Genomic DNA, 20,339 nt, shown 5'->3' on the forward strand with positions numbered 1-20,339 from the left:
GGAGAGCTGGACATCGAAACTGACCGGCGCAGCTTGATAGGGGCGATGATGGCCCTTGCGGCTGCCCCACTTCTGCCGTCCGCCTCCCTGTTCGCGCAAGGGCCCACCGCCACGAAGCGGCGGACTTCCGCCGTTACGACCTGCCCGGTGCCAGCCGTGGAAATGCGCCCCGCCGCACAGGGCGGCGCCCTCTATGCACGGGGGAACGGCCCGCTTTCGGACGGGCCGGCCCCGATCCTGTTCCTTCATGGCGGCCCGGGCGGGACGCATCTGGGGATGGTGGGCGCCCTGCCGCTGGCCGACACGCGCGGCGTGATCCTGTACGACCAGCTGGATTGCGGCCTTTCAGACCGGCCTGGCGACAAGGCCAACTGGACGGTGGACCGCTTCGTGTCCGAGATCGACGCTATCCGGCACGCCTTCAATCTGGAGCGGTTCCACCTTTCCGGCACCAGCTGGGGCGGAACGCTGGCGCTGGAATATGCGGCCCGCCAGCCGGAAGGGCTCGAAAGCCTGATCCTGCTGAGCCCCCTGGTTTCGACACGCGCCTGGCTGGCGGATGCCGAGCAGTGGATTGCGGGGCTGCCGCCCGAAATGCAGGCCGCCATCGCCGAGGCGCGGCGCACGGGCAATTATGATGCGGACACCTTCCAGCAGGCCGATCTCTTCTACGCCCGCCGCCATCTTTCGCGCGAGCGGCTATCCCCCCTGCACCTTGCGTGCCAGGGCCGCAGCGATCCGCTGTTCAACCTTGAACTCTACCTGCACATGTGGGGACCGAGCGAGTTCGTGGTGACCGGAACGCTTGGCGACTATGACGGCGAACATCTGTTGCCCCGCGTTGCCGTTCCGACCCTGTTCGTGGGCGGCGAATATGACGAGGCCCGCCCCGCGACCCTGAAGGCCTTTTCCCGGCAGGTGCCGGATGGCCGCTACCAGATGATCGCCGGTTCCGGCCACTGGGTGGAAAATGACCGGCCGTCCGAGCACCAGCGTGTGCTTCGGGAATGGCTGAAGGGGCGGGCCTGACAGACCCTGCGGGGGAAATCGCTGGTTCAGCCCGTATGAGCCAGCATGAGCCCCGAATGCATGCCCAGTTGATCCCTGCGAACGATGCGCGAACCGCGCCGGGGCCCGAGGCGCTTCTTTTGCAGCGGGCGGCCGACGGCGACCGGCGGGCCTTTTCCGAGCTGGCGCGCCTGCTGGCCCGGCCGGCGCTGGCGCTGGCCGTGCGGGTTCTGGGGGACCGGGCGCTGGCCGAGGATGCCGTGCAGGAAGCGCTGGCGCGGCTCTGGCGCGAGGCGCACAGGTTCGATCCCGCCCGAGGCAGCTTCGCCGGCTGGTGGCGACGGATCCTGATGAATTGCGCGCTGGACGGGCGGCGGCGGCTGAGGCCGGCGGCGCCGATCGAGGCAGCGGCCGACATCCCCGACACGGGGCCGACGCCTCTGCGGGCGGCGGAGGAGGCCGACCTCGCCGCGCGCGTGCAGGCGGCTGCGGCCGGATTGCCGGAACGGCAGCGCGCTGCGCTGGCGCTGTTCCATGGCGACGGGCTGACGATGACCGAGATCGCCCAGGCGCTGAACAGCAGCGAAAAGGCAGTGGAAGGCCTGCTGCTGCGTGGCCGCGCCGCGCTGAAGGAAAGACTGAACGATCTGAAGGACGAGCTGGAATGACGACGAAGCCCACCCTGGATGAAGCGCTTGCGGCCTGGGGCGCGGCCGATCCGCTGACGGCTGCGGGGGATTCCGGCGCGATCGAACGTATCCTCAATCATGCCGATGCCGTGGCGGCATCCCCCCGAAATGCCGGCCTTCGCTGGTGGATGCTGGGGGGAGCCGTCGCAGCCACTGCGGTGATCACGCTGCTGCTTGCCCCCTCTTTCGATGGGCTGCTGCCGCAGGATCGGGCCGAAGAGGCGGGGGCTGCACCGGTAATCCTGGCGGACGCGAGCGGCAGCGAAAGCGCAGCCTTCGCCCTGCTGTACACCCCCACGACGGAAGAGGAATATCAGCTGTGAAACCGATGATCCTGGCCATTGCCGCCCTGGTGGCGACGCCCGTGATGGCGCAATCCGCCCCCCCTGCCCCGCCGCAGCCCGGCGCCGAGGCCCCCCGGATGAAGATGATGCGCATCCAGCGCGGGCCGATGTTCGGCAATGTTTCCCCCGAAGGTCGCGCCATCCTGCGCGAATCCATGAGGGCCGACACGGAAGGCCGTGCGGCGGTGAAAGCCGCGCGGGACCGCATCAACGATCTCGTCGCAGCCGAAAGGCTGGATACGGCCGCGCTGAAGCGGGCGATGGACGACGAACGGCGCCTTGTGGACGCCCAGCATGCGAAGCGACAGGCGGCGCTTCTCTCTGCCTTCCAGAAGCTGAGCCCGGCTGACCGCAAGGCCTTCGCCGAGGACGCCCGCAGGGGCCGCGACGAAGTGGAGGCCCGGGTCGGGCGCTGGCATGAAGGGATGCAGCACCATCGGCCGAAGCCGCCCGTCGAGCCGAAGTGACCGTTCGACCCGCGAGCCCCACAAGCCCCGGGCGGACATGAGAACGGCGGCTGCAGACCTGCTGCAGCCGCCGCTTTCGATTCAGCTTGCCCGAAGGCCGGCGGGGCGCTGCCCCGCCGGGGCTCAGAACCTGTAGCCCGCCGTCACCGAAATGGTACGCGGAGCACCATAATAGCCGATGATGCTGTTGCCCAGCGTCGCGCCCGGGAAGTTGTAGCCGCCGACGCGATAGCGCTCGTCCGTCAGGTTGCGGCCATGCACACCCAGCGAGAAGCGATCATCATCCGACGTCCAGTTCACGGACGCGTCCACCAGCGCATAGCCCTGCTGGTCGAGCGGCGAGGCGAACTCGAACATGTAGATGCTGGAGCGCATCGTCACCGCCGGCGTGATGGAGAGGCGCCCGCCGGCCAGATCCGTCGACCAGGTGACCGAGGTGTTGATCGTGAACTCCGGCGTGTTCTGGAAGAAGCGCTGGTCCGACACGTCGACGGGCGTGCTGCCGCCGGCGATGTAGGTCAGGAACTCCTTGTAGTCCGCGTTGGTGTAGCCGAAGCTGGCCTGCACCTGCAGATCCGGCGTGGGCAGCGCCCGCATTTCGGCTTCGAAGCCCCAGATCACGGCGCGGCCCGCATTGTCCACGAAGGAAGCGATCACACCCGGGGTCGTGGTGGGAGCCTGGATGGTGACCTGCTGATCCTTGTACTTCGAATAGAAGCCGGCAAGGTTCAGGAAGAGGGTCCGGTCGAGGAAGGCGCCCTTCATGCCTGCTTCGAAGCTGTCGATCGTTTCGGGCTCATAGCCGTTGACGGTGGTGGGCGTCGACACGACGTCGCCGCGCATGTCGAACCCGCCCGACTTGAAGCCGCGACCCCAGCTTGCATACAGGTTCAGGTCCTGGTTCGGCTGATAGCTGAGCGAGATGCGCGGGGTCAGCTTCTCGAACGTCCGGTCGTTCGTGTAATCCGAACGGGTGTCGAAGAAGATGGCGCCGCTGTTGCCGAACTCCGGCGAACGGATTCCAAGGTAACGCTCGCGAAGGACAGTGCCTTGCTTGTCGTCCTTGGTCCAGCGCAGGCCGGCCGAAACCTTGAACTGCTCCGTCACGTCGTACGAAACGTCACCGAAGAAGGCGATCGACTTCGTCTTCACGTTGCCGCCGGTGTAGGTCGTGATGCCGCCCGGGAAAGCGAGCCCGGCCACCGTGTCAAAAGCGCCGGACGCGCGACCTTCGAGATAGAAGGCCCCGAACACGCCCTGGAAGCGGTCCTGCTCGACGAGCAGCTGCACTTCCTGCGTGAACTGCCAGTCCTTGTAGAAGGCCGGAATGTCGAGCACCGGCCCCGGGGTGTTGTCGAAATCGATCAGCGTGTCGGTATAGCCGTCGCGGTAGGCGGTGATGGACTTCAGCGTGTAGCCTTCGCCCACGCCGATTTCACCCGTCAGGCTGACGCCCTGGGTGACGACCTTGTTGTCGTCGCCGATGCCGGAATTGGTATCGTAGACGCTATCCGTCGGCTCGAACGCGGGAAGGCCACCGTTGCCGAACAGGCGGGTGCCGTGGCGGGGGTTGGAGCGATCCTCGGTGCGGTCAGCCGCGACACGTACGAACACGTCGCCGCTGTCGAATTCGGCGGAGAGGCGGCCAGCCAGCACGTCTTTGTCATACTGGTCGACGCCGCTGAACAGGTTCTTGCCGTAGCCGTCGCGCTGCGACCAGAGCACGCCCGCGCCAACCGCGAAATTGGCGCCCAGCGGCACCGCGACCGTGCCGGACAGGTCGATCTGATTGTAGCTGCCGTAGGTGGCCTTCACCCGGCCGCTGAAATCGTCGCCCAGGCGCTTCGTCACATACTTGATCGCGCCGCCGATCGTGTTGCGGCCATAGAGCGTGCCCTGCGGGCCGCGCAGAACCTCGATCCGCTCCACATCGAAGATGTCCAGCACGGCGCCTTGCGGACGCGCCATGTAGACATCGTCCACATAAAGGCCGACGCCCGGCTCGAAGCCCCAGAGCGGATCCTGCTGGCCGACGCCGCGAATGAAGGCGATGAGCGTGGAGTTGGAACCACGGGCAACCGCGGTCGTCATGTTCGGGGCCTGCTGCTGCAGCGCGGTGATGTCGGGCGCGCCCTGCGCCTCGAGCGTGCTGCCGGAAACCGCCGTGACGGAAATTGGAACTTCCATCAGGGATTCCGAGCGGCGGCGGGCCGACACGATGATGTCGCCATCCGAAGCCTGCACGTCGCCGGCTGCCGGCGCTTCCTGCGCGTGCAGCGGGAAGGCAAGACCCGTGGCGAGGGCAAGAATCGACAATTGACGGATTGCGGGCATCAGTATCCTCCCAAAGTTGCGCCCATTTCGGGCTTGCGGTTCGATTGGCGGCGGGTTTACTGAAACATGAATCAAGATTCAACTTGAAACCTGAATCAGTTTCCTTGGGGTGGGGAGAATGGCTGTGACCGATGCAGCAATGCCACAGACGGCAGATGCGCCACCGTCATCGGGCCTTCCGGTGCCGAAGACGGAGCGCGGACGACGCACGCTGAGGGCGCTGCTGGACGCGGCCGCACTGGAATTCGGCGCAAATGGCTTCCACGCCACCGGCATCACCGACATCACCCGCCGGGCCGGCGTGGCGCTGGGCAGCTTCTATACCTATTTCGCGAGCAAGGAGGACATCTTCCGCGCCCTGGTGACCGACCTTTCGGCCCAGGTGAAAACCCATGTGTCCCCGGCCGTCGAGGCAGCGCCTGACGCACTGGCGCGGGAGAAGGCGGCGCTGGGCGGCTACCTGGATTTCGTGAGCCAGCAGCAGCTGATCTACCGGATCATCGACGAAGCCGAGTTCGTGGCGCCCGACGCCTATCAGGGCCACTACCGCTCGACGGTCGCGCGGATCGCCGCGCGACTTGAGGCGGGGGCCGCGCGGGGCGAACTGCGAGAGGGCGTGGGCGAGGTGGAAGCCTGGGCAATCGCCGGCATGAACGTGTTCCTGGGCCTGCGCTATGGCGTGTGGAGCGACCATGAGGACATGGCGGAAGTCCTCTCGCGGGCGCATCGGATGGTGGCGGACGGGCTCAGGAAGCGCTGACCGCCCGGCGACAGGCCGCGCCGCCGAAGATGCGCTGATTTCAGCTGCCGCGCTGTCAATGAAGTGCCGATCAGCGACGTTTTCGGCGTTCAGGCGGTCCAGTCCGGCAGGAAGCGGGCCGCGAGATCACGCGCGATGCGGGCCGGGCGACGCGTCGCCGCATCCAGACAGCACCAGCTGGATTTCACCTCCGCAAGGATGGTGTCACCGCGCTGGATCATCGTGGTGAAGAAGGCGCGGCTGCCCTGAACGCCCGTCGCCACGACATCAGCCAGCACATTGTCATCCAGAAAGGCAGGTGCCCGATAGGTGATCTCGTGCTTCAGTGCGACCCACAGATGCTGGGCGACGGCTTCCGCCGGCGCAACCCGCTGCCAGTAGCTGATCACGGCGTCCTGAACCCATTTCAGATAGACCGCGTTGTTCACATGGCCCATGAAATCGATGTCTTCCGGAATGATCCGGATCGTGTGGCTGTAGATATGCTGGACGTTCGCGCTCATGTGTCCATCATGTAATGCATTTACGCTGCGCCGCACAAGGATAGATCAGGCCTTCCACCCAGTCTGACGGGCAATTTCCGCCCAGGCGAGCTGCCCCAGGCGCGCCGTGACCGGCCCGGGCCGGCCGCTCCCCACATCATGGCCATCGAGCCGGACGATCGGCAGGATCGGGGCGGTCGTGGAGGTCAGGAACAGCTCCGGCGCATTGCGCGCTTCCTCTGGCGTGAAGGGCCGTTCCTCGACCGGCAACTGGGAATCGCGGGCGAGATCGAGCAGCGTATCCCGGGCGACACCGGGCAGGATCCGCGCGGACAGCGGATGCGTGAGGATGCGGCCTTCGGCGGTGACCATGTAGACATTGGTCGAGCCGCCCTCGGTAATGCTGCCCTCCTTCACGAACAGCGCCTCGAAGGCGCCTGCCGCGCGGGCTTCCTGCTTTGCCAGCACGGCCGGCAGCAGACCGGTCGTCTTCAGATCGCAGCGCGCCCAGCGCTGATCGGGCAGGGTGATCGCCGAAACCCCCGTTCCCAGCTGCGGCAGCCGCTGACGGAAATCGAAGCGGCGAACCGTAAGGACGAGTGTGGCAGGCGTTCCGGCCGGAAAGGGATGGTCGCGCCGCGCCGCGCCGCGGCTGACCTGCATGTAGAGCAACCCATCAGCGTAGCGGCTGAGATCCACAAGGCGACGCGCGATCTGCGCGAGCGCCGCATCCGACGGCAGCCCCTCGATGAAAAGCGCGGCCAGCCCGCGTCGCAGGCGCTGAAGATGCTTGTCCCAGTCGAGGAAGCGGCCATTCAGGAAGGCGACCACTTCATAGAGGCTGTCGGCGAACTGGAAACCCCGGTCCTCGACCGAGACACCGGCTTCGGCGATGGGGCCATAACGGCCGTTCACATAGGCGACTGCGGGCATGGACCTGCGCTTACGCGCCGCGCTTGCGACGCGCAATCGGGCACGGCATTGGAACCGGCATGACTGCCCCCCGCATCGTCTGGTTCCGACAGGATCTGCGCCTGCGCGATCAGGCCGCACTTCGCGCCGCCGCCGCCGAAGGGCCGGTGATCCCGCTGTTCGTACTGGATGAAAGCCGGATCGTCCGGCAACCGGGCGGCGCTTCCAGATGGTGGCTGCACCACAGCCTGGCCGCGCTGGATGAAAACCTGCGCGCGCTGGGCGGGCGGCTCCTGCTGATGCGCGGCCCCGCAACGGCGGTGATTGCGCGCCTTGTCAGGGAAACCGGGGCGGCTGCGGTGCACGCCACTCGTCACAGCGAGCCCTGGTGGCCACTGATTGAAGCGGAAGTTCCCGGTCTGGTGCTGCACGAAGGGAACAGCCTGGTCCCGACGGGCCTTCTCCGCACGAAGGGCGGGGACCGGTTCAAGGTGTTCACGCCCTTCTGGCGGGCGCTGCAGGCCCATGGCGAGCCACCAGCCCCCTGCCCCGCCCCGCACAGGATCGAATTTGCGCCGGCACCGGAAGGCGACGCGCTTGCATCCTGGGGGCTTCTGCCCACGGCGCCGGACTGGGCCGGCGGATTCCGCTGCTGGCAGCCCGGCGAAGCGGGCGCGCAGGCCATGTTGTCGGCGTTCCAGCCGAAGCTGGCGTCCTATCGCGAACGGCGGGACTTCCCGTCGGATGAAGCGACATCTCGTCTTTCCCCGCACCTGCATTTCGGCGAGATTTCCGTTTCGGACGTGTGGCACGCCGTTTCGGGACGATCCGGCGCCGAGCCATGGCTGAGGCAACTGGCCTGGCGCGACTTCGCACTGGAGAATCTGGAACAGTTTCCGAAATCGGCCACGCGTCCGCATCGGCCGGAATTTGATCGCATGGCCTGGACTGACGTATCCGGCGCCGAAGGACATGCGCTGCTGAAAGCCTGGCGGCGGGGGCAGACAGGCTATCCGCTGGTGGATGCGGGGATGCGGCAGCTGTGGGCCACGGGCTGGATGCACAACCGGGTGCGGATGGTCGCGGCAAGCTTCCTGACCAAGCATCTGATGATCGACTGGCGCGAAGGGGAACGCTGGTTCTGGGATACGCTGGTGGATGCCGATCTGGCGAACAACGCCATGGGCTGGCAGTGGGTGATGGGATCGGGCGTGGATTCCGCACCCTATTACCGGATCTTCGCGCCCATCGGCCAGTCCGCGAAGTTCGAGGCGGGCGACTATGTCAGACAATGGATCCCGGAACTGTCAGGGATTCGGGGCGATGCCGTGCACGGCCCCTTCGAGCGGGGCTTCAACGGCTATCCACCGCCAGTCGTCGATCATGGATGGGCAAGAGCCCGGGCGCTCGCGGCCTATGAAGCACTGAAGGATCGCCCCTAGAACGCGTTCTTCGGGAAAATGACCGCGAATGCCGTGCGAACGAGGATGTACAGGTCGAACGTCACCGACCAGTTCTCGATATAGTAAAGGTCGTGCTCCAGACGCTTTACCAGCTTCTCCTCGGTGTCCGTCTCTCCGCGCCAGCCACAGGCCTGGGCCCAGCCGGTAATGCCGGGCTTCACCTTGTGGCGGGCCGCGTAGGTCTGCACCACTTCATGGAAAGGTCGGCCGGCCGCCTTGGTTGACGGCGCATGGGGGCGGGGCCCCACCAGCGACATGTCGCCCTTCAGCACGTTGAACAGTTGCGGCAGTTCGTCGATCGAAGTTGCACGGATGAACCGACCGACGCGCGTAACGCGCCTGTCGCCACGGGTTGCCTGCTCGATTCCGTCCGTCTGGCATTCGTCGTGGGTCATCGAACGGAATTTCAGCACGTTGAAGCGCTGGTTGTTGAAGCCTTCCCGCGGCTGGCGGAAGAAGATCGGGCCGGGACTGTCCAGCTTCACCGCCAGCGCGGCCAGCAGCATCACCGGCCAGACGAAGAGCAGGATACAGATCGTCAGCACCAGATCCTCCGCCCGCTTAACAAGGGCGTCCGTGCCCGAGATCGGCCGTTCGAACAGGGTGATGACAGGCATGTCGCCCAGCAGCACCAGTGGCCGGTGCGCAAAGGCGAAATTGGCCAGGTCGGGCGCAAGACGGATGCGGACCGGGGTGAGCGCCAGCTTCTGCACGACCTGCCGGATCCGTGCCTCGGCAGACCAGGGAAGCGCGACGATCACCTGATCGATCAGATCATCCCGGATCATCGCGACAAGATCGTCGGTGGTTCCGAAAACCGGAAGGTCATCGACAAGAACGGGCACACGGCCATCGCGGCGATCATCGAAGAAGCCGACGAGGCTGATGGTGAGCTTGGAGTTGCCGCGGATATATTGCGCCAGCTTCTGGCCCTGCGCCGACGCCCCGTAGATGGCGACGCGGCTGTTGAAGACGCCCTGCCCCTTCAGGTGGCGGATCCACATCGTCATGGCGGCGCGTGTGCCGGCAAGCATGACTGCGGCGGTCACGAACCAGGTGATGGCCCATCCGCGCGAGAATTCCTCCGACACCTTCAACAGGAAACCGATGGTCAGAAGGAACAGCCCTGTCACCATCCATGATCCGAGCACCCGTTCCCACGACTTGCGCAGGGAAAAATGGCAATCGACATCATAGCTGCCCATGATTTCGGACACGAGCGCGAAGATGAGCGCACCGGCCAGCATCGTTCGGCCATAGACGGGGGTGTCGCCGGAAAAGATCCGGTCAGACCAGAGCAGGAGCGCGCTGATACCGGCGCCGATGACGGTGAGAAACTCAAGCACGCGAACGGCGAAAACCACAAGGTCGATCGGCACGGACGAGCGCTGCCCGGCTGTCGACGCCGACGCCTTCATCCGTTCAGCGGGAGGGCGGCCAATCTCGTTCATGTTGTGGCCTGCCGGGCGCCAGCCGGCGCCAATTCACCATTCTTGCCCCCTTGCGGAACAGGCAAACGCGCGGCATGGCTTAGGCAGGTCGGGAACGAAGCGTGTGTGCCGGCCCGTTGTACCAGGGGGAGGTTCGCGGCATGGAAACAGTTTACGATTGGGTGACGGTGGCCATCTTTGCCGGTCTGATCGTTCTGTTTCTCCAGCGATCCGTAGGCCCTGAACGGGATCAGATGTGGCCCTATTTCGCGGCATCCGTTGGATGCGCCGTGATCAACCAGGTCGGCAACAAGGCGATCGACGATGGCAGCATGATGCTCCACATCGTTTCCATTGCCGGCATCACCGCGATCCTGGCCTTCATCCAGTATTTCCTGAAGCCGTTCGGCAAGATCGGAGACTGAGCGGACGACCAGCTTCCTGAAAGGGCGCGCGCGCATCAGGCGCTCTCCCTGATTTCCGTGGCGAGCGGACGGCCGACAAGCGCCGGCAACGCCACTGGATCGACAGCAAGCAGCATCGCAGCCGCAAAGCGCTGGAGCGCCCCGAATGTTTCCGGCGACGGTTCCCCGACGGTTGACAGGCGCACCAGCACGCCATCCGCCACATAGCCGCGGAATTCCGACCGAAGCTTCATCGTCCGCTGCTCTGTGCCGTTGACGGGCAGATAGTCACCGATCCGCGTCCAGTAGAGGATGGGCTCGACCCGCTCGTTGCTGGAGGCAACCAGTTCGCGCGCGGGCAAGTTTGCGACCTTTGTGACCGGCACCTTCACGGCGCGCGCCTCAGTGATCTGGAACCCGACAGCAGTGTAGCAGGCCTCGGGCCGGTGCAGCTGCAGCTGATCCGACTGTGTGCTGCCATAGGCGATCACCATCATCACCGGCAGTTCGCTGTCCGACGTATAGAGGCGGCTGACGGTCTGGTCGTAGATGCGGGCCGACAGAGAGCCTTCCTGTGAATCCGGCAGGATCACCGCGTTCGACGGCGTGACGGACCAGCTGCCGATCTTCAGCGGAACAGCCTTTTCCAGCTTCTTGTCGCCCAGCAGGTTCAGCCGGTTGCGCGGTGTGAGCGCGAAGGCGCCGCCGGCGGCCGCGATCAGCGGCAGGCCAAGAAGAAGATCACGCCGCTTAAGCATGGGCGCCCTCCTTCTGCCCGTCCGTCAGTCGCCGGCGGATCGGGCTTAGCAGCTTGTCGATCCCGAAGATCAGCAGCAGCGCCGACACGAAGGTGACGATTCCGGCGAAATCGTGAAGATAGCCCTGCGCCACTTCGTTGCCGGCATAATAGGTCAGCAGGACAAGGATGATGACGCGCACGACGTTCGCGGCAATCGCGATCGGGAGCAGCAGGAACAGAAGCAGCAGCGAATAGCGCCACGAGGCGTTGTGCATCAGGTAGATGTAGAACAGACCGACGGCCGTGAGGCTGATGAGCGAGTTGAGGCCCGCGCAGGCATCCTCCACCAGCAACTGATACTGGGCGATGTAGATGGTGACGCCCACCTGTGTGATCGGGTAACCCAAGGCGGAGAGCAGCCAGGTGGTGATGTCGGACACCAGGATCTTGAGCGGCTGCGTTACCGTATCCATCATCCAGCCGGGCAGCGGGATCAGGAACAGCATGTAGGCCAGCGGGAACCACAGCTTCATCAGCACCCTGTGGCCGACGAAGGCGTAGGCGATCGCGACCAGCGCGAACAGCAGGGCCGTCACCTCGATCATCAGGAAGTTGAAGGCCCGACCGAAGACATAGGCGGCCGCCATGCCCAGCAGAACGGGAATCGCGAGCCACGGATTGCCGGGCCGCGCCTCTGCCAGGATGGAATCCCAGTTGCGCCAGATCAGCCACACCGCCGTTGCCAGAACCAGCGGGCCGTGCACGCCGGATTCCGTCGTCCAGCTCTGAGTCGCCATCGCGTACAGGGTGGGCAACACCGTGAGCAGCAGGCCCAGGACGAGCAGGGGATAGCGCCTGGCGAACGCCAGAGTCTCGCTTTTCTGGATCGGCAGTGCCGCAGTCATCAGATGCCCCCGTGCCGTCGGATCAGCTGTATTCGTTCAGCACCGACCCGATCACGGTCGCGCGGGCGGCGGCGAGCTGGGACGACAGAGTCTGCACATCCTTCACGAAGGCGTGATTCCGCCGGGCAACGACAAGGGCATAGCCCAGAACGCCGGCAACGGTCAGCGCATCGCTGTTTTCGTTGGTGGCGGGCGTGTCGAAGATGGCGACATCGTGCTGGCGCAGCAGGATGTCCACGCCGGTGCGGAAGCGCGCGCCCGACAGGAGTTCCTGTGGCCTTCCGACCGGCGGGCCCGCCGGAACGATCGAGAGGTTGGGCAGCACATTCGGGTAAACCACCCGTTCCGGGCGGTTCACTTCCAGCGACAGATAGGTGGACAGGCCCGGGCCGTTCGGATCGATGCCGAACACGGCATCGATGCGCGGATTGCGCAGGTTCGCATCGACCAGCAGAGTCTTGATACCGACCTGGGACAGGGCGACCGCAAGGTTCGCGGCGATATAGCTTGCGCCGGCTCCGTCCGTTGCGCCGCAGACGGCAAAGGCCCGGCGGCCGGCGCCGACATGCTGCGCGATGATCTGTGTCCGCAGCAGCCGCAGCGCCTCGGAATTCGGGCTGGTGGGATCCGACAGGACCACCACCTCTTCCGACACGGCCGCCGACGGCGCCAGCTGAAGCGCAAGGCTGCCTTGCAGCGCCTGGCGGGCCAGAACGACATCCTCTTCCGTCGCCAGCGACAGTGCCACGGCGGATTCGTCGAACGAAAGGCCGGAACGGGCCTGATGTTCGGAAACGGCACGCGCTTCGTCGTCGGTCAGGGCGCCTGTCCTCAGAAGGGCGTCGGCGAGGCCGGGTTCGACCGGCAGGCGGTTCGGTGTTGTATCGAGTTCGCTCATGTTCAGATCGCCTGCAGATCGGCATCCGGCTCTTGCGGAGAGCGGCGGCCAAGGAGTTTGCGGATCGACTGGCGCAGAGGCGACGGTGGCGCGGCGCCCACGATCGCAAGAACCGGCGCGCCGGCTGCGAAAGCCAGATCCTCATGCCCGCGGACACGGCGGGCGATGAATTCCGCGATCAGCGCCGCCACCAGGCCCAGGCCGAAACCCAGGATGCCCGAAAGCAGCATCACCTGATTGACCTTGGGCCAGGATGGCGTGCGCGAGGCCGTCGGGTCGCCCATGATGGTGATGCCGGGTTCCGACTGTTCGGAGGCCAGCTGAAGTTCGCCGGTGCGCTTGTTCGCTTCCTCATACTGGCTGCGCTTCAGTTCCACCTCACGCGAGAGGCGAACGAGCTCGTCCAGCACCGGCTTGCGTTCAAGCACGACCTTGGACTGGGCTTCCACCTGACGCGTCAGCTCCCCGACCGACTGGCGCGCGGCGCCTGTGAGCGCGGACACATTCTGCTGCGAACGGGACCGTGCCTGGTTCATCTGGTTCTGCACGGTGTTCCGGCGCGCCATGATCGCCTTGTAGGTGGGGTGTGCCGTGCCGAGGCGCGCGCCGGCCAGCGCCAGTTCGTCCTCGATCTGGGCGAGCTGGACCGAGAGCTGATCCGCCACCGGATCATTGGCGAGACGCGCGGATGATGCGATCGTGTTGGAGCTTTCCATCGCCTGCGCCTGCTGCAGCGCCTGCTGCAGCGACGCGAGCTTCGCCGTCTCACTGTCAACGCCACCGACCAGGATGATGTTGTTCTTCGACATGAAGTCGGACAGGGCGGCTTCGGAAGTCGCCAGTTCCTTGCGGGCCAGTTCCGTCTGTTCCTTGAACCAGGTGCCGGTACGGCCCGCCGGATCGGTGCGGAGGCGCAGCGATTCCTGGATGTAGGCTTCCCGGATCACACCCACGACCTGCTTCGCCCGATCCGGATCGTCGGACTGATAGGTGATCTCCAGGATGTTGGAACCGCCCACCATCGCGGCGCTTGTGCCGTCGATGATCTGCTGGCCGAGCCATGCGCGCATGCCGCCATCCTCGGCCGATCGGCCGGTCGCCTCGTAGCGGGCGATCAGGCCGGGATCGTTGGTAAGGTTCAGGCGGTCGACCACGGAGCCGGCGACGCGCATGTCGCGGATGATCGCGATCTGGGTGCCCAGATAGCCGCTGCCGCGGGCGATCAGCACTTCGCCGGTGACGGGATCCTGCCGGACATCCATCAGCACCCGCGCAGTCGCCGGATAGCGCTTGGGCAGCAGCATGGCGATCGTGCTGGCGACGACCAGGCAGGCCAGCGTCGTACCGAGGATCAGCTTCCACCTCGCAAGGAGGATTCGAAGGAACTGGACAATACTCATCGCGCCGATCTCCTCAGAACATCCGCTCTTTGACGCGGATGACATCGCCCGCCTTGAGCTTTTCGGTTCCGTCGATGTTGGATTCCTTGGCATCGCCGCGCTTCAGCCCGAACTTGCCGGCCGACCCGTTCGGGCCGACGCCCCCCGCCATGGCGAGAAGATCGTTCATGGTCATGTCCCGCTTCAGAGGATAGGTGCCCGGACGGGCGACGGCGCCCGTCAGGTAAACCACTTCCGCTTCCGGCACGACGATCACGTCGCCCTTCTGCAGCAGCACGTCCGGCACCTTTCCGAGGGCCAGATCCTCGGTGTTGATCTTCTCCTCCTGCCCGTCGACACGGCGCAGGGTGATGGTGTCGTTGCCGACTTCCTGCACCCAGCCCGCGCGAAGCAGGACATCCATCAGCCGGTTGGAGCGGTCCAGCGGAACCATCCCCGGTGAGCCCACCTTTCCGATCACGCGCACATAGCTGGACGCATGGTCGGTGATCTCGATGTTGACGATCGGATCCTTCAGGAAACTGCCCTGCACCAGCCGGCGGCTGATTTCATCCGCCAGGGTAATCACGGTCTTCCCTTCGGCCTGGACCTTGCCGATCAGCGGCATCACGATGGTGCCATCCGGCTTCACGCGGGTGGAGACATTGAATTCCGACTGGCCGTAGACCACGACGGAAACCGCATCGTTCGGGCCCAGGACATAGGCTGGCGATACGATCGGCGAGGCCGCCTGGGCGGCGCCCTCGGCCTGGGCGGCGACAGCAGCCGGCTGAACCAGAAGCGCCAGGCCCGCCACGACGCCGAAGAGCGGAGCAGCCAGGGGGCGAACATCACGAGCGGGCTTGCGTGCCCCAGATGGAATAGCCTTCATTCGTTCGCCTCCAGTAATTCGATCACAGGACAGGGGCTTGAGCAGATATTTCATCAGAAGCTGCCCCGAACTGAAAAGGTCACGCTGTTGACCTTATAGCTGAAATCTTCAGGATCCGACGAGCGGCGTTGATGGTTAAAATCGACACCGAAGCGCAGAAGTCGGTTAAGAGCATAGTCGCTGCCAATGAAGAAACGATCATTGGTGTTGCTGTTTGAAATCTCTGTTTCAGGGATCGACGAAATACCCCGGAAATCCGCATTTGAATGGGAGTAGCCGGCCGCGAACCGCAACCGGTCATTGGCGCGGTAGGTCGTGCTGAAATTGTAGAAGCGCTGGATCGAATAGTTGGCGGAGGATCCCCGCCCGCCGTTGACGCCCTGGCCAGTGCTGATGTTGGCGCCCATTCGCGGGCCGGCATAGCCCAGCGCCAGGTTCCAGTTCATCCCCGAGAAATCGCTGGATCCGGGAATGCTGGACGACAGCTGCGTGCGTCCGATCGACCCGGATGCGTTCATCGAATTGCCGATGCGATAGCTCGCGAAACCGCTGAGAGAGCGGATCTGGTTGCTGTTCGTCACGCCGCCGATGATCTGATTGGGGTAGCTGTTTTCAGCCCAGCTGCCCGAAACGCCCACCTGCCCGCGAAGCCCGACGCGATAGCCGACGTTGGCCGACACCATCTCGGACCGGACATTGGCAAAACTGCGATCACTCGTCGGATCGCTCGAATAGTTGTTCACGGCGCTGCGGTTGTATCCGATTGTCCCGGAAATACCCGAGATCGTGGAGCAGCCGACGCTGCCGCCATAGGATGTCCGCCCCTGCTGAGATGCGACGACATCCTCGAATGTCCCCAGCTGCGTATCCCGCCGGCTCCAGGCAGCCTTCAGCTGCGCCGAGCAGGCCTGACCGAGGGCGATGGCCGCGCCGCCCGAAAGGCCGTAGCGGTTGGAGTTCAGCCGCGTGTTGCTGGCGTAGATGGTCCGGCCGAGCGATGCAGTTCCGAACAGCCGGTTTCGCCCGATCGGGCGCTCGAACGTCAGGCCAACCGTCGGACGGAAGATCCAGTCGTCCTTCGAAGAGAAGCGCGACGACATCGGCTGCCCATCGCGCACACGGGCGACATTGTCGCTGTATTCCGTGGTAAGACCGGCATATCCGTTGAGACCGAGCGCGCCGACAATCGCAAGCGGCGCGAACACGTCCGCATCATCGCCGAACACACGGTTGGGATCATCGATCACTGCCCCTTCGGGCGGCTGGATCCGCTGCGTCGGCGGCGCAATCTGCGCCACGGCAGGGCTGGCAGCAATGGCGAGACCGGCAACGAGCCCCCCCGCCAGAACGCCCCGACACCCGGCGCGGAGCAACTGGCCCCGCCTGATTCCGTCACCGGTTCCGATCCCGGCTGGCATTCCCGCGCTGAACCCGTTCGTCACGCACCCTCCCTGCCGCATACGCCCGCACCACCTGCGGGCTTTGCGTTAACTTTCTGATGAGTGCAAGTGACGGCCAGATGACGCAGCACTTGCATTAACCAATCGACAAAGCCAGCCTAACACTTGATGTTCCTTACAGTTGCCGAACCGCAAATCAAAGGTCGCAGATCGAGCGAAAGGCGAAAGACTGTTGCACGCCGCCGTTATGGGCTATGGCCGCGGAGCAGTCCGTGGCATCAGCAAAGGATGCCGGGGCGTCGGAAAACCCGGAAGCTGCCCGGCCGGGTTTGCCCCTGTGGCGAACCATGGCCAGGCCAAAGAACAGGAGCGACGTTGACCGTGGCGGGACGGACAGAAGGAAAGGCGCGCCGGCTTGGCCGTTGTGCGGGGGTGCGCCCTTGATGATTTTCAAGCGGGACAGGTTCGGATCCGGTCAGAAGGAACTGCCGCCGGCGGCGAGTGCGTCGACGGGACTGCCGCGCTTTGCCGTCGATGCGACGGACGACATCGGCGACGCAGCCCAGGGCATGCACGTCCGCTCGCCAGCCCGTGCGCGTCTGGCGCTCGCGGATGCGCTGTCCGCTTCCCAGCCGGTCACGAGCCGTGAGCGGCTGGCCGGGCGGATCGATACGCTTTCGGCGCTGATCGCCGCGATCGAGCAGCACCGCGCGCATGTCGTGCTCTATGGCGAGCGCGGGATCGGCAAGACCAGCCTTGTCCATGTGTTTGCCGAAACGGCGCGCGAGGCGCGCTATCTCGTGCTTTATGGCAGCTGCGGCGTCGAAGCGCGCTTCGACGACATGTTCCGGACGTTCGCGTCGGAGATTCCGCTGCTTTACCATTCCGACATTTCCCCGACAGCAGACGAGACGGAGCATGATCGCAGCTTCGCGGACCTGCTGGACGAGCAACCCGTCGGCCCGCGCGAACTGGCCGACCTGTTCCAGAAGATCGTCGGCACGCGGGTGATCCTGGTGCTGGACGAATATGACCGCGTGGCCGATCCGGCCTTCCGCAGAGACGTGGCGGAACTGATCAAGAATCTGTCCGACCGTGCGGCGCGGGTTCAGCTGGTGCTGACAGGCGTGGCTTCCAACCTGGACGAGCTGATCGGCTTCACGCCGTCGATCCGGCGCAACATCGTGGGGCTCGCCGTGGGCCCGATGTCGGAGCCGGAACTTTCGGAAATCCTGGCGCGCGCCGAAGATGCGACGGGGCTGACGTTCGGGCCGGATGCGCGCAACCTGATCGTGAAGATGTCGGCAGGTTCGCCCTATCTGGTGCGCCTGCTGGGCAACCGGGCCGCCGGCCGCACGCTGGACGACCGGCGCGACCAGGTGAGCGCGGCCGATGTGATCGCCGGCACCGAAGCGGTTCTGGCCGAATGGAACGCCGGGTTGCCGCGCCGGGTGCAGTCGCAGCTTGCCCGGCCCGAGGTGCGGGGCGCGTGGCCGATGCTGATCGCCGCGGCGCGTGCGTCCGGCACGCCGGACGGATGGTTCGGGCTGCACGACGTATCCGCCGAAGCAGGGGGCGCCGACACCTCCGTGATCGGCCGCACGCTGGACGGCTTCACGGGTGAAATCGATCTGTTCGACCGGGAGGATGGGATCGACGGCCGCGAGCCGCGATACCGCTTCCGGACCCAGGGTCTCGCGCAGCTTCTGGGGCTGTCCGCAGCACTGGCCAGGGCGGGGCGCTGACGCATGAAGGCGGCGCAGGCCCAGTTGTCGATGCGATGGTCGGCGGATCCCGATCATCTGCTGAAGACGTTGGGGCCCCCGCGCGCATCCGTGATCATCCCGCATTTCAACACGCCGGAACTGCTGGTGAAGTGCCTGCAGTCCGTGGCGGCGCAGACACTGGACTATGGCTGGTTCGAGATCATCGTGGTCGACAATGGATCGCGTCTGCCGATGCGGCTGCTGGAAGCCACATGGCCCGGCGTGCGCTTCCTGATCGAGCGGCAGCCCGGCCCTGGGCCTGCCCGGAACACCGGCGTAAGGGCGGCGCGGGCCGACATCCTGGCCTTCGTGGACGCCGATGTGCGCGTAGCGCCCGGCTGGCTGAAGGCGGGGCTGAAGGCGGTGGGCCGCAACCCCCTGGCGCTGTTCGGCGGCGATGTCCGCATCGATGTGGGCGACCGCAAGCAGATGACGGATGTGGAAGCGTTCGAAAGCGTCTTCTCGTTCCGGCAGAAGAATTACATCAACAAGAAACATTATTCCGTCACGGCCAATCTGATCATGACGCGAACCGTTTTCGACAGGGCCGGCCCGTTCGACGGGATCGACAAGCCGGAAGATCGCGCCTTCGGAGAGCGGGCCCATGCCATGGGTATCCGCACCCGCTATGCGCCGCGGATGCTGGCTTTCCACCCGGCGCGGACCAACATGGACGATATCCGCCGCAAGTTCGGCCGTCTGTCCCACCAGGCCTTCACCCAACATGTGGAACGCGGCCGACCGCTGATCCTTTGGGACCTCAGGGCGGCCGCGATCGCCGTGTCCGGGCTGGCCCACGCCCCGATGATGCTGTTTTCCCGGAGGGTAACGGGAATCGGCAACCGCCTGCGCGGCTTGCGCCTGCTGCTGCAGCTGCGCTGGCAGCGTGCGCTTGACATGCTGGATCTGTCCCGGAAGGCTCGGGCAGGCGACCAGTTGGCTCTTGTGAACTGGAACAGTTGAACGTGAATGATCTCAATCTTTCGCTGAAGCAGGGGCCGCAGGGGGCCAGCATGCGCGCTCAGGCCGACAGGCGGGCGCGGCTGGCCGTGATCCTGGTGAACTGGAACCGCCATGCCGACACGATCGAATGCCTGGAATCGCTGCTTCGCGCCGACGAACCGACGCGGATCATCGTTGTCGACAATGGCTCGACCGACAGCACGGTCGAAAGCCTGAAGGCCTGGGCATCCGGCGCCGAACCCTATGAACCACCGGCTGGGCCGTTGAAACGGCTGACGAACCCGCCGCTTCCCAAGCCGCTGAAACTGCGGGTGATCCAGCCACATGAGATCGAAACCGCGACGCCCGGCGACGAGCAGATCGCGCTGATCCTGGCGGGTCGCAACCTTGGCTTTTCCGGCGGCAACAACCTCGGGATGCGCTTCGCGCTGCAGGATCCGTCGATTGCCTACTGCTGGTGCCTCAACAACGACACGGTGGTGGATCCCGGCGCGCCCGGCTCGCTGGTGGCGCGGATGAATGCCACCCACAAGGTCGGCATGTGCGGCACCCAGGTGCGTTATTATCACCGGCCCGGTGTCTGGCAGGCCCTGAACGGCCAGCGCTTCAAGCTGCTGACCGGGCAATCACGCGGGATCGGATCCAATGTGCCCGTGACCCGGCCGTTCGATCCGAAGAAGGTGGCGCGCGAAACGGATTTCGTGCTGGGCGCATCGATCGCCGTCAGCCGCGCCTTCCTGGAAACCGTGGGCTACATGGAGGAAAGCTATTTCCTCTATTTCGAGGAGATGGACTGGTCTGTCCGGAACAGAGGCCGGTTCGCCATCGCCTTTGCCCACGGCGCGATCATCTATCACAAGGAAGGCGGTTCGATCGGATCTTCGGGCAAGAAGGGCCAGCGATCGGACGCGTCGGAATATTATTTGATCCGCAGCCGCATCCGCTTCTACCGCCGCAACTTTCCATTGCTGTGGCCGCTGCAGTATCCGCTGGCCATGGGCCAGATCATCCGGCGCCTGATCCGGCGCCAGCCGAAGAAGGCCGCCGCCATGACAAGGGCCATGCTGGGCATGAGCTTCGACTGATCACGCGGCGGCGATACAA

20 protein-coding genes are annotated in these 20,339 nt (G+C 65.3%); 10 read left to right on the forward strand and 10 right to left on the reverse strand.

What is annotated here, in order from left to right; genetic code table 11:
• Window positions 1-48 precede the first annotated feature (48 nt).
• Genes ACW9TV_RS12315 through ACW9TV_RS12330 form a run of 4 tightly spaced genes read left to right on the forward strand, consistent with a single transcriptional unit; the run spans window position 49 to window position 2,508 of the window.
• Entirely contained in the window at window positions 49-1,029 is a 981-nt protein-coding gene (locus tag ACW9TV_RS12315) for a proline iminopeptidase-family hydrolase (RefSeq protein WP_494303759.1), read from the forward strand.
• Window positions 1,030-1,085: 56 nt separating this feature from the next.
• Window positions 1,086-1,676 (forward strand): sigma-70 family RNA polymerase sigma factor, encoded by a 591-nt coding sequence (locus tag ACW9TV_RS12320; RefSeq protein ID WP_494303760.1) that lies wholly within the window; start codon window positions 1,086-1,088, stop codon window positions 1,674-1,676.
• Window positions 1,673-2,020 carry a hypothetical protein gene (locus ACW9TV_RS12325; RefSeq protein WP_494303761.1) on the forward strand — a complete coding sequence of 116 codons (348 nt, stop codon included), beginning with the start codon at window positions 1,673-1,675 and terminating at the stop codon, window positions 2,018-2,020. The genes ACW9TV_RS12320 and ACW9TV_RS12325 overlap by 4 nt, the downstream gene beginning before the upstream one ends.
• Before the next feature lie 5 nt (window positions 2,021-2,025).
• The gene (locus tag ACW9TV_RS12330) at window positions 2,026-2,508 is read left to right on the forward strand and encodes a periplasmic heavy metal sensor (RefSeq protein ID WP_494305093.1); all 483 of its coding nucleotides are present in this window, start codon (window positions 2,026-2,028) and stop codon (window positions 2,506-2,508) included.
• Between the two features lie 123 nt (window positions 2,509-2,631).
• Here ACW9TV_RS12330 and ACW9TV_RS12335 read toward each other — a convergent pair whose 3' ends face one another.
• A complete protein-coding gene (locus ACW9TV_RS12335; protein ID WP_494303762.1) occupies window positions 2,632-4,842 on the reverse strand; it encodes a TonB-dependent receptor in 2,211 nt (736 codons plus the stop codon).
• Between the two features lie 118 nt (window positions 4,843-4,960).
• Here ACW9TV_RS12335 and ACW9TV_RS12340 point away from each other — a divergent pair, with 118 nt between their 5' ends.
• A complete protein-coding gene (locus ACW9TV_RS12340) occupies window positions 4,961-5,602 on the forward strand; it encodes a TetR/AcrR family transcriptional regulator (RefSeq protein ID WP_494303763.1) in 642 nt (213 codons plus the stop codon).
• A gap of 89 nt (window positions 5,603-5,691) precedes the next feature.
• Here the strand turns inward: ACW9TV_RS12340 and ACW9TV_RS12345 are convergent, their stop codons facing one another.
• Together ACW9TV_RS12345 and ACW9TV_RS12350 are read right to left on the reverse strand one after the other, a co-directional pair.
• Window positions 5,692-6,105 carry an acyl-CoA thioesterase gene (locus ACW9TV_RS12345; RefSeq protein WP_494303764.1) on the reverse strand — a complete coding sequence of 138 codons (414 nt, stop codon included), beginning with the start codon at window positions 6,103-6,105 and terminating at the stop codon, window positions 5,692-5,694.
• A gap of 45 nt (window positions 6,106-6,150) precedes the next feature.
• Window positions 6,151-7,017, reverse strand: coding sequence for a D-amino-acid transaminase (locus ACW9TV_RS12350; protein ID WP_494303765.1), 867 nt, complete (start codon window positions 7,015-7,017; stop codon window positions 6,151-6,153).
• Window positions 7,018-7,076: 59 nt separating this feature from the next.
• Here ACW9TV_RS12350 and ACW9TV_RS12355 point away from each other — a divergent pair, with 59 nt between their 5' ends.
• On the forward strand, window positions 7,077-8,438 hold the full coding sequence (locus ACW9TV_RS12355; protein WP_494303766.1) for a cryptochrome/photolyase family protein: 1,362 nt from the start codon (window positions 7,077-7,079) through the stop codon (window positions 8,436-8,438).
• On the opposite strand, the gene ACW9TV_RS12360 is transcribed toward ACW9TV_RS12355, so the two are convergent.
• Window positions 8,435-9,877 carry an undecaprenyl-phosphate glucose phosphotransferase gene (locus ACW9TV_RS12360; RefSeq protein WP_494303767.1) on the reverse strand — a complete coding sequence of 481 codons (1,443 nt, stop codon included), beginning with the start codon at window positions 9,875-9,877 and terminating at the stop codon, window positions 8,435-8,437. The two genes, ACW9TV_RS12355 and ACW9TV_RS12360, sit on opposite strands and share 4 nt — an antisense overlap.
• Before the next feature lie 173 nt (window positions 9,878-10,050).
• Here ACW9TV_RS12360 and ACW9TV_RS12365 point away from each other — a divergent pair, with 173 nt between their 5' ends.
• On the forward strand, window positions 10,051-10,314 hold the full coding sequence (locus ACW9TV_RS12365; RefSeq protein ID WP_494303768.1) for an XrtV sorting system accessory protein: 264 nt from the start codon (window positions 10,051-10,053) through the stop codon (window positions 10,312-10,314).
• A 35-nt stretch (window positions 10,315-10,349) separates the two neighbouring features.
• On the opposite strand, the gene epsI is transcribed toward ACW9TV_RS12365, so the two are convergent.
• Genes epsI through ACW9TV_RS12395 form a run of 6 tightly spaced genes read right to left on the reverse strand, consistent with a single transcriptional unit; the run spans window position 10,350 to window position 16,404 of the window.
• The gene (gene epsI, locus ACW9TV_RS12370) at window positions 10,350-11,051 is read right to left on the reverse strand and encodes an exosortase-associated protein EpsI, V-type (protein ID WP_494303769.1); all 702 of its coding nucleotides are present in this window, start codon (window positions 11,049-11,051) and stop codon (window positions 10,350-10,352) included.
• The gene (gene xrtV, locus ACW9TV_RS12375) at window positions 11,044-11,937 is read right to left on the reverse strand and encodes an exosortase V (RefSeq protein WP_494303770.1); all 894 of its coding nucleotides are present in this window, start codon (window positions 11,935-11,937) and stop codon (window positions 11,044-11,046) included. Before xrtV ends, epsI begins: the two co-directional genes overlap by 8 nt.
• A gap of 22 nt (window positions 11,938-11,959) precedes the next feature.
• The gene (locus ACW9TV_RS12380) at window positions 11,960-12,835 is read right to left on the reverse strand and encodes a CpsD/CapB family tyrosine-protein kinase (RefSeq protein ID WP_494303771.1); all 876 of its coding nucleotides are present in this window, start codon (window positions 12,833-12,835) and stop codon (window positions 11,960-11,962) included.
• Between the two features lie 2 nt (window positions 12,836-12,837).
• Window positions 12,838-14,235 (reverse strand): Wzz/FepE/Etk N-terminal domain-containing protein, encoded by a 1,398-nt coding sequence (locus ACW9TV_RS12385; RefSeq protein ID WP_494303772.1) that lies wholly within the window; start codon window positions 14,233-14,235, stop codon window positions 12,838-12,840.
• A 13-nt stretch (window positions 14,236-14,248) separates the two neighbouring features.
• Window positions 14,249-15,106, reverse strand: coding sequence for a polysaccharide biosynthesis/export family protein (locus ACW9TV_RS12390; RefSeq protein WP_494303773.1), 858 nt, complete (start codon window positions 15,104-15,106; stop codon window positions 14,249-14,251).
• A gap of 53 nt (window positions 15,107-15,159) precedes the next feature.
• A complete protein-coding gene (locus ACW9TV_RS12395; protein WP_494303774.1) occupies window positions 15,160-16,404 on the reverse strand; it encodes a hypothetical protein in 1,245 nt (414 codons plus the stop codon).
• Between the two features lie 545 nt (window positions 16,405-16,949).
• Between ACW9TV_RS12395 and ACW9TV_RS12400 the strand changes: the two genes are divergently transcribed.
• The 3 genes from ACW9TV_RS12400 to ACW9TV_RS12410 are packed head-to-tail and all read left to right on the forward strand — an operon-like array spanning window position 16,950 to window position 20,320.
• Window positions 16,950-18,251 (forward strand): AAA family ATPase, encoded by a 1,302-nt coding sequence (locus ACW9TV_RS12400; RefSeq protein ID WP_494303775.1) that lies wholly within the window; start codon window positions 16,950-16,952, stop codon window positions 18,249-18,251.
• A 3-nt stretch (window positions 18,252-18,254) separates the two neighbouring features.
• Window positions 18,255-19,235, forward strand: coding sequence for a glycosyltransferase family 2 protein (locus ACW9TV_RS12405; RefSeq protein ID WP_494303776.1), 981 nt, complete (start codon window positions 18,255-18,257; stop codon window positions 19,233-19,235).
• A gap of 50 nt (window positions 19,236-19,285) precedes the next feature.
• Window positions 19,286-20,320 carry a glycosyltransferase family 2 protein gene (locus ACW9TV_RS12410; protein ID WP_494303777.1) on the forward strand — a complete coding sequence of 345 codons (1,035 nt, stop codon included), beginning with the start codon at window positions 19,286-19,288 and terminating at the stop codon, window positions 20,318-20,320.
• Window positions 20,321-20,339 lie beyond the last annotated feature (19 nt).

The sequence above is a fragment of the Sandaracinobacter sp. T42 genome, from assembly GCF_059115405.1.

Bases quoted from the DNA above. Each gene is read 5' to 3' on its own strand.
- ACW9TV_RS12400 (WP_494303775.1), top strand. From the start codon at position 16,950: ATGATTTTCAAGCGGGACAGGTTCGGATCCGGTCAGAAGGAACTGCCG.
- ACW9TV_RS12320 (WP_494303760.1), top strand. From the start codon at position 1,086: ATGCATGCCCAGTTGATCCCTGCGAACGATGCGCGAACCGCGCCGGGG.
- ACW9TV_RS12410 (WP_494303777.1), top strand. From the start codon at position 19,286: ATGCGCGCTCAGGCCGACAGGCGGGCGCGGCTGGCCGTGATCCTGGTG.
- xrtV (WP_494303770.1), bottom strand. From the start codon at position 11,937: ATGACTGCGGCACTGCCGATCCAGAAAAGCGAGACTCTGGCGTTCGCC.
- ACW9TV_RS12405 (WP_494303776.1), top strand. From the start codon at position 18,255: ATGAAGGCGGCGCAGGCCCAGTTGTCGATGCGATGGTCGGCGGATCCC.
- ACW9TV_RS12345 (WP_494303764.1), bottom strand. From the start codon at position 6,105: ATGAGCGCGAACGTCCAGCATATCTACAGCCACACGATCCGGATCATT.
- ACW9TV_RS12315 (WP_494303759.1), top strand. From the start codon at position 49: ATGGCCCTTGCGGCTGCCCCACTTCTGCCGTCCGCCTCCCTGTTCGCG.
- ACW9TV_RS12335 (WP_494303762.1), bottom strand. From the start codon at position 4,842: ATGCCCGCAATCCGTCAATTGTCGATTCTTGCCCTCGCCACGGGTCTT.
- ACW9TV_RS12380 (WP_494303771.1), bottom strand. From the start codon at position 12,835: ATGAGCGAACTCGATACAACACCGAACCGCCTGCCGGTCGAACCCGGC.
- ACW9TV_RS12340 (WP_494303763.1), top strand. From the start codon at position 4,961: ATGGCTGTGACCGATGCAGCAATGCCACAGACGGCAGATGCGCCACCG.
- ACW9TV_RS12355 (WP_494303766.1), top strand. From the start codon at position 7,077: ATGACTGCCCCCCGCATCGTCTGGTTCCGACAGGATCTGCGCCTGCGC.
- ACW9TV_RS12365 (WP_494303768.1), top strand. From the start codon at position 10,051: ATGGAAACAGTTTACGATTGGGTGACGGTGGCCATCTTTGCCGGTCTG.
- ACW9TV_RS12360 (WP_494303767.1), bottom strand. From the start codon at position 9,877: ATGAAGGCGTCGGCGTCGACAGCCGGGCAGCGCTCGTCCGTGCCGATC.
- epsI (WP_494303769.1), bottom strand. From the start codon at position 11,051: ATGCTTAAGCGGCGTGATCTTCTTCTTGGCCTGCCGCTGATCGCGGCC.
- ACW9TV_RS12350 (WP_494303765.1), bottom strand. From the start codon at position 7,017: ATGCCCGCAGTCGCCTATGTGAACGGCCGTTATGGCCCCATCGCCGAA.
- ACW9TV_RS12390 (WP_494303773.1), bottom strand. From the start codon at position 15,106: ATGAAGGCTATTCCATCTGGGGCACGCAAGCCCGCTCGTGATGTTCGC.
- ACW9TV_RS12325 (WP_494303761.1), top strand. From the start codon at position 1,673: ATGACGACGAAGCCCACCCTGGATGAAGCGCTTGCGGCCTGGGGCGCG.
- ACW9TV_RS12385 (WP_494303772.1), bottom strand. From the start codon at position 14,235: ATGAGTATTGTCCAGTTCCTTCGAATCCTCCTTGCGAGGTGGAAGCTG.
- ACW9TV_RS12330 (WP_494305093.1), top strand. From the start codon at position 2,026: ATGATCCTGGCCATTGCCGCCCTGGTGGCGACGCCCGTGATGGCGCAA.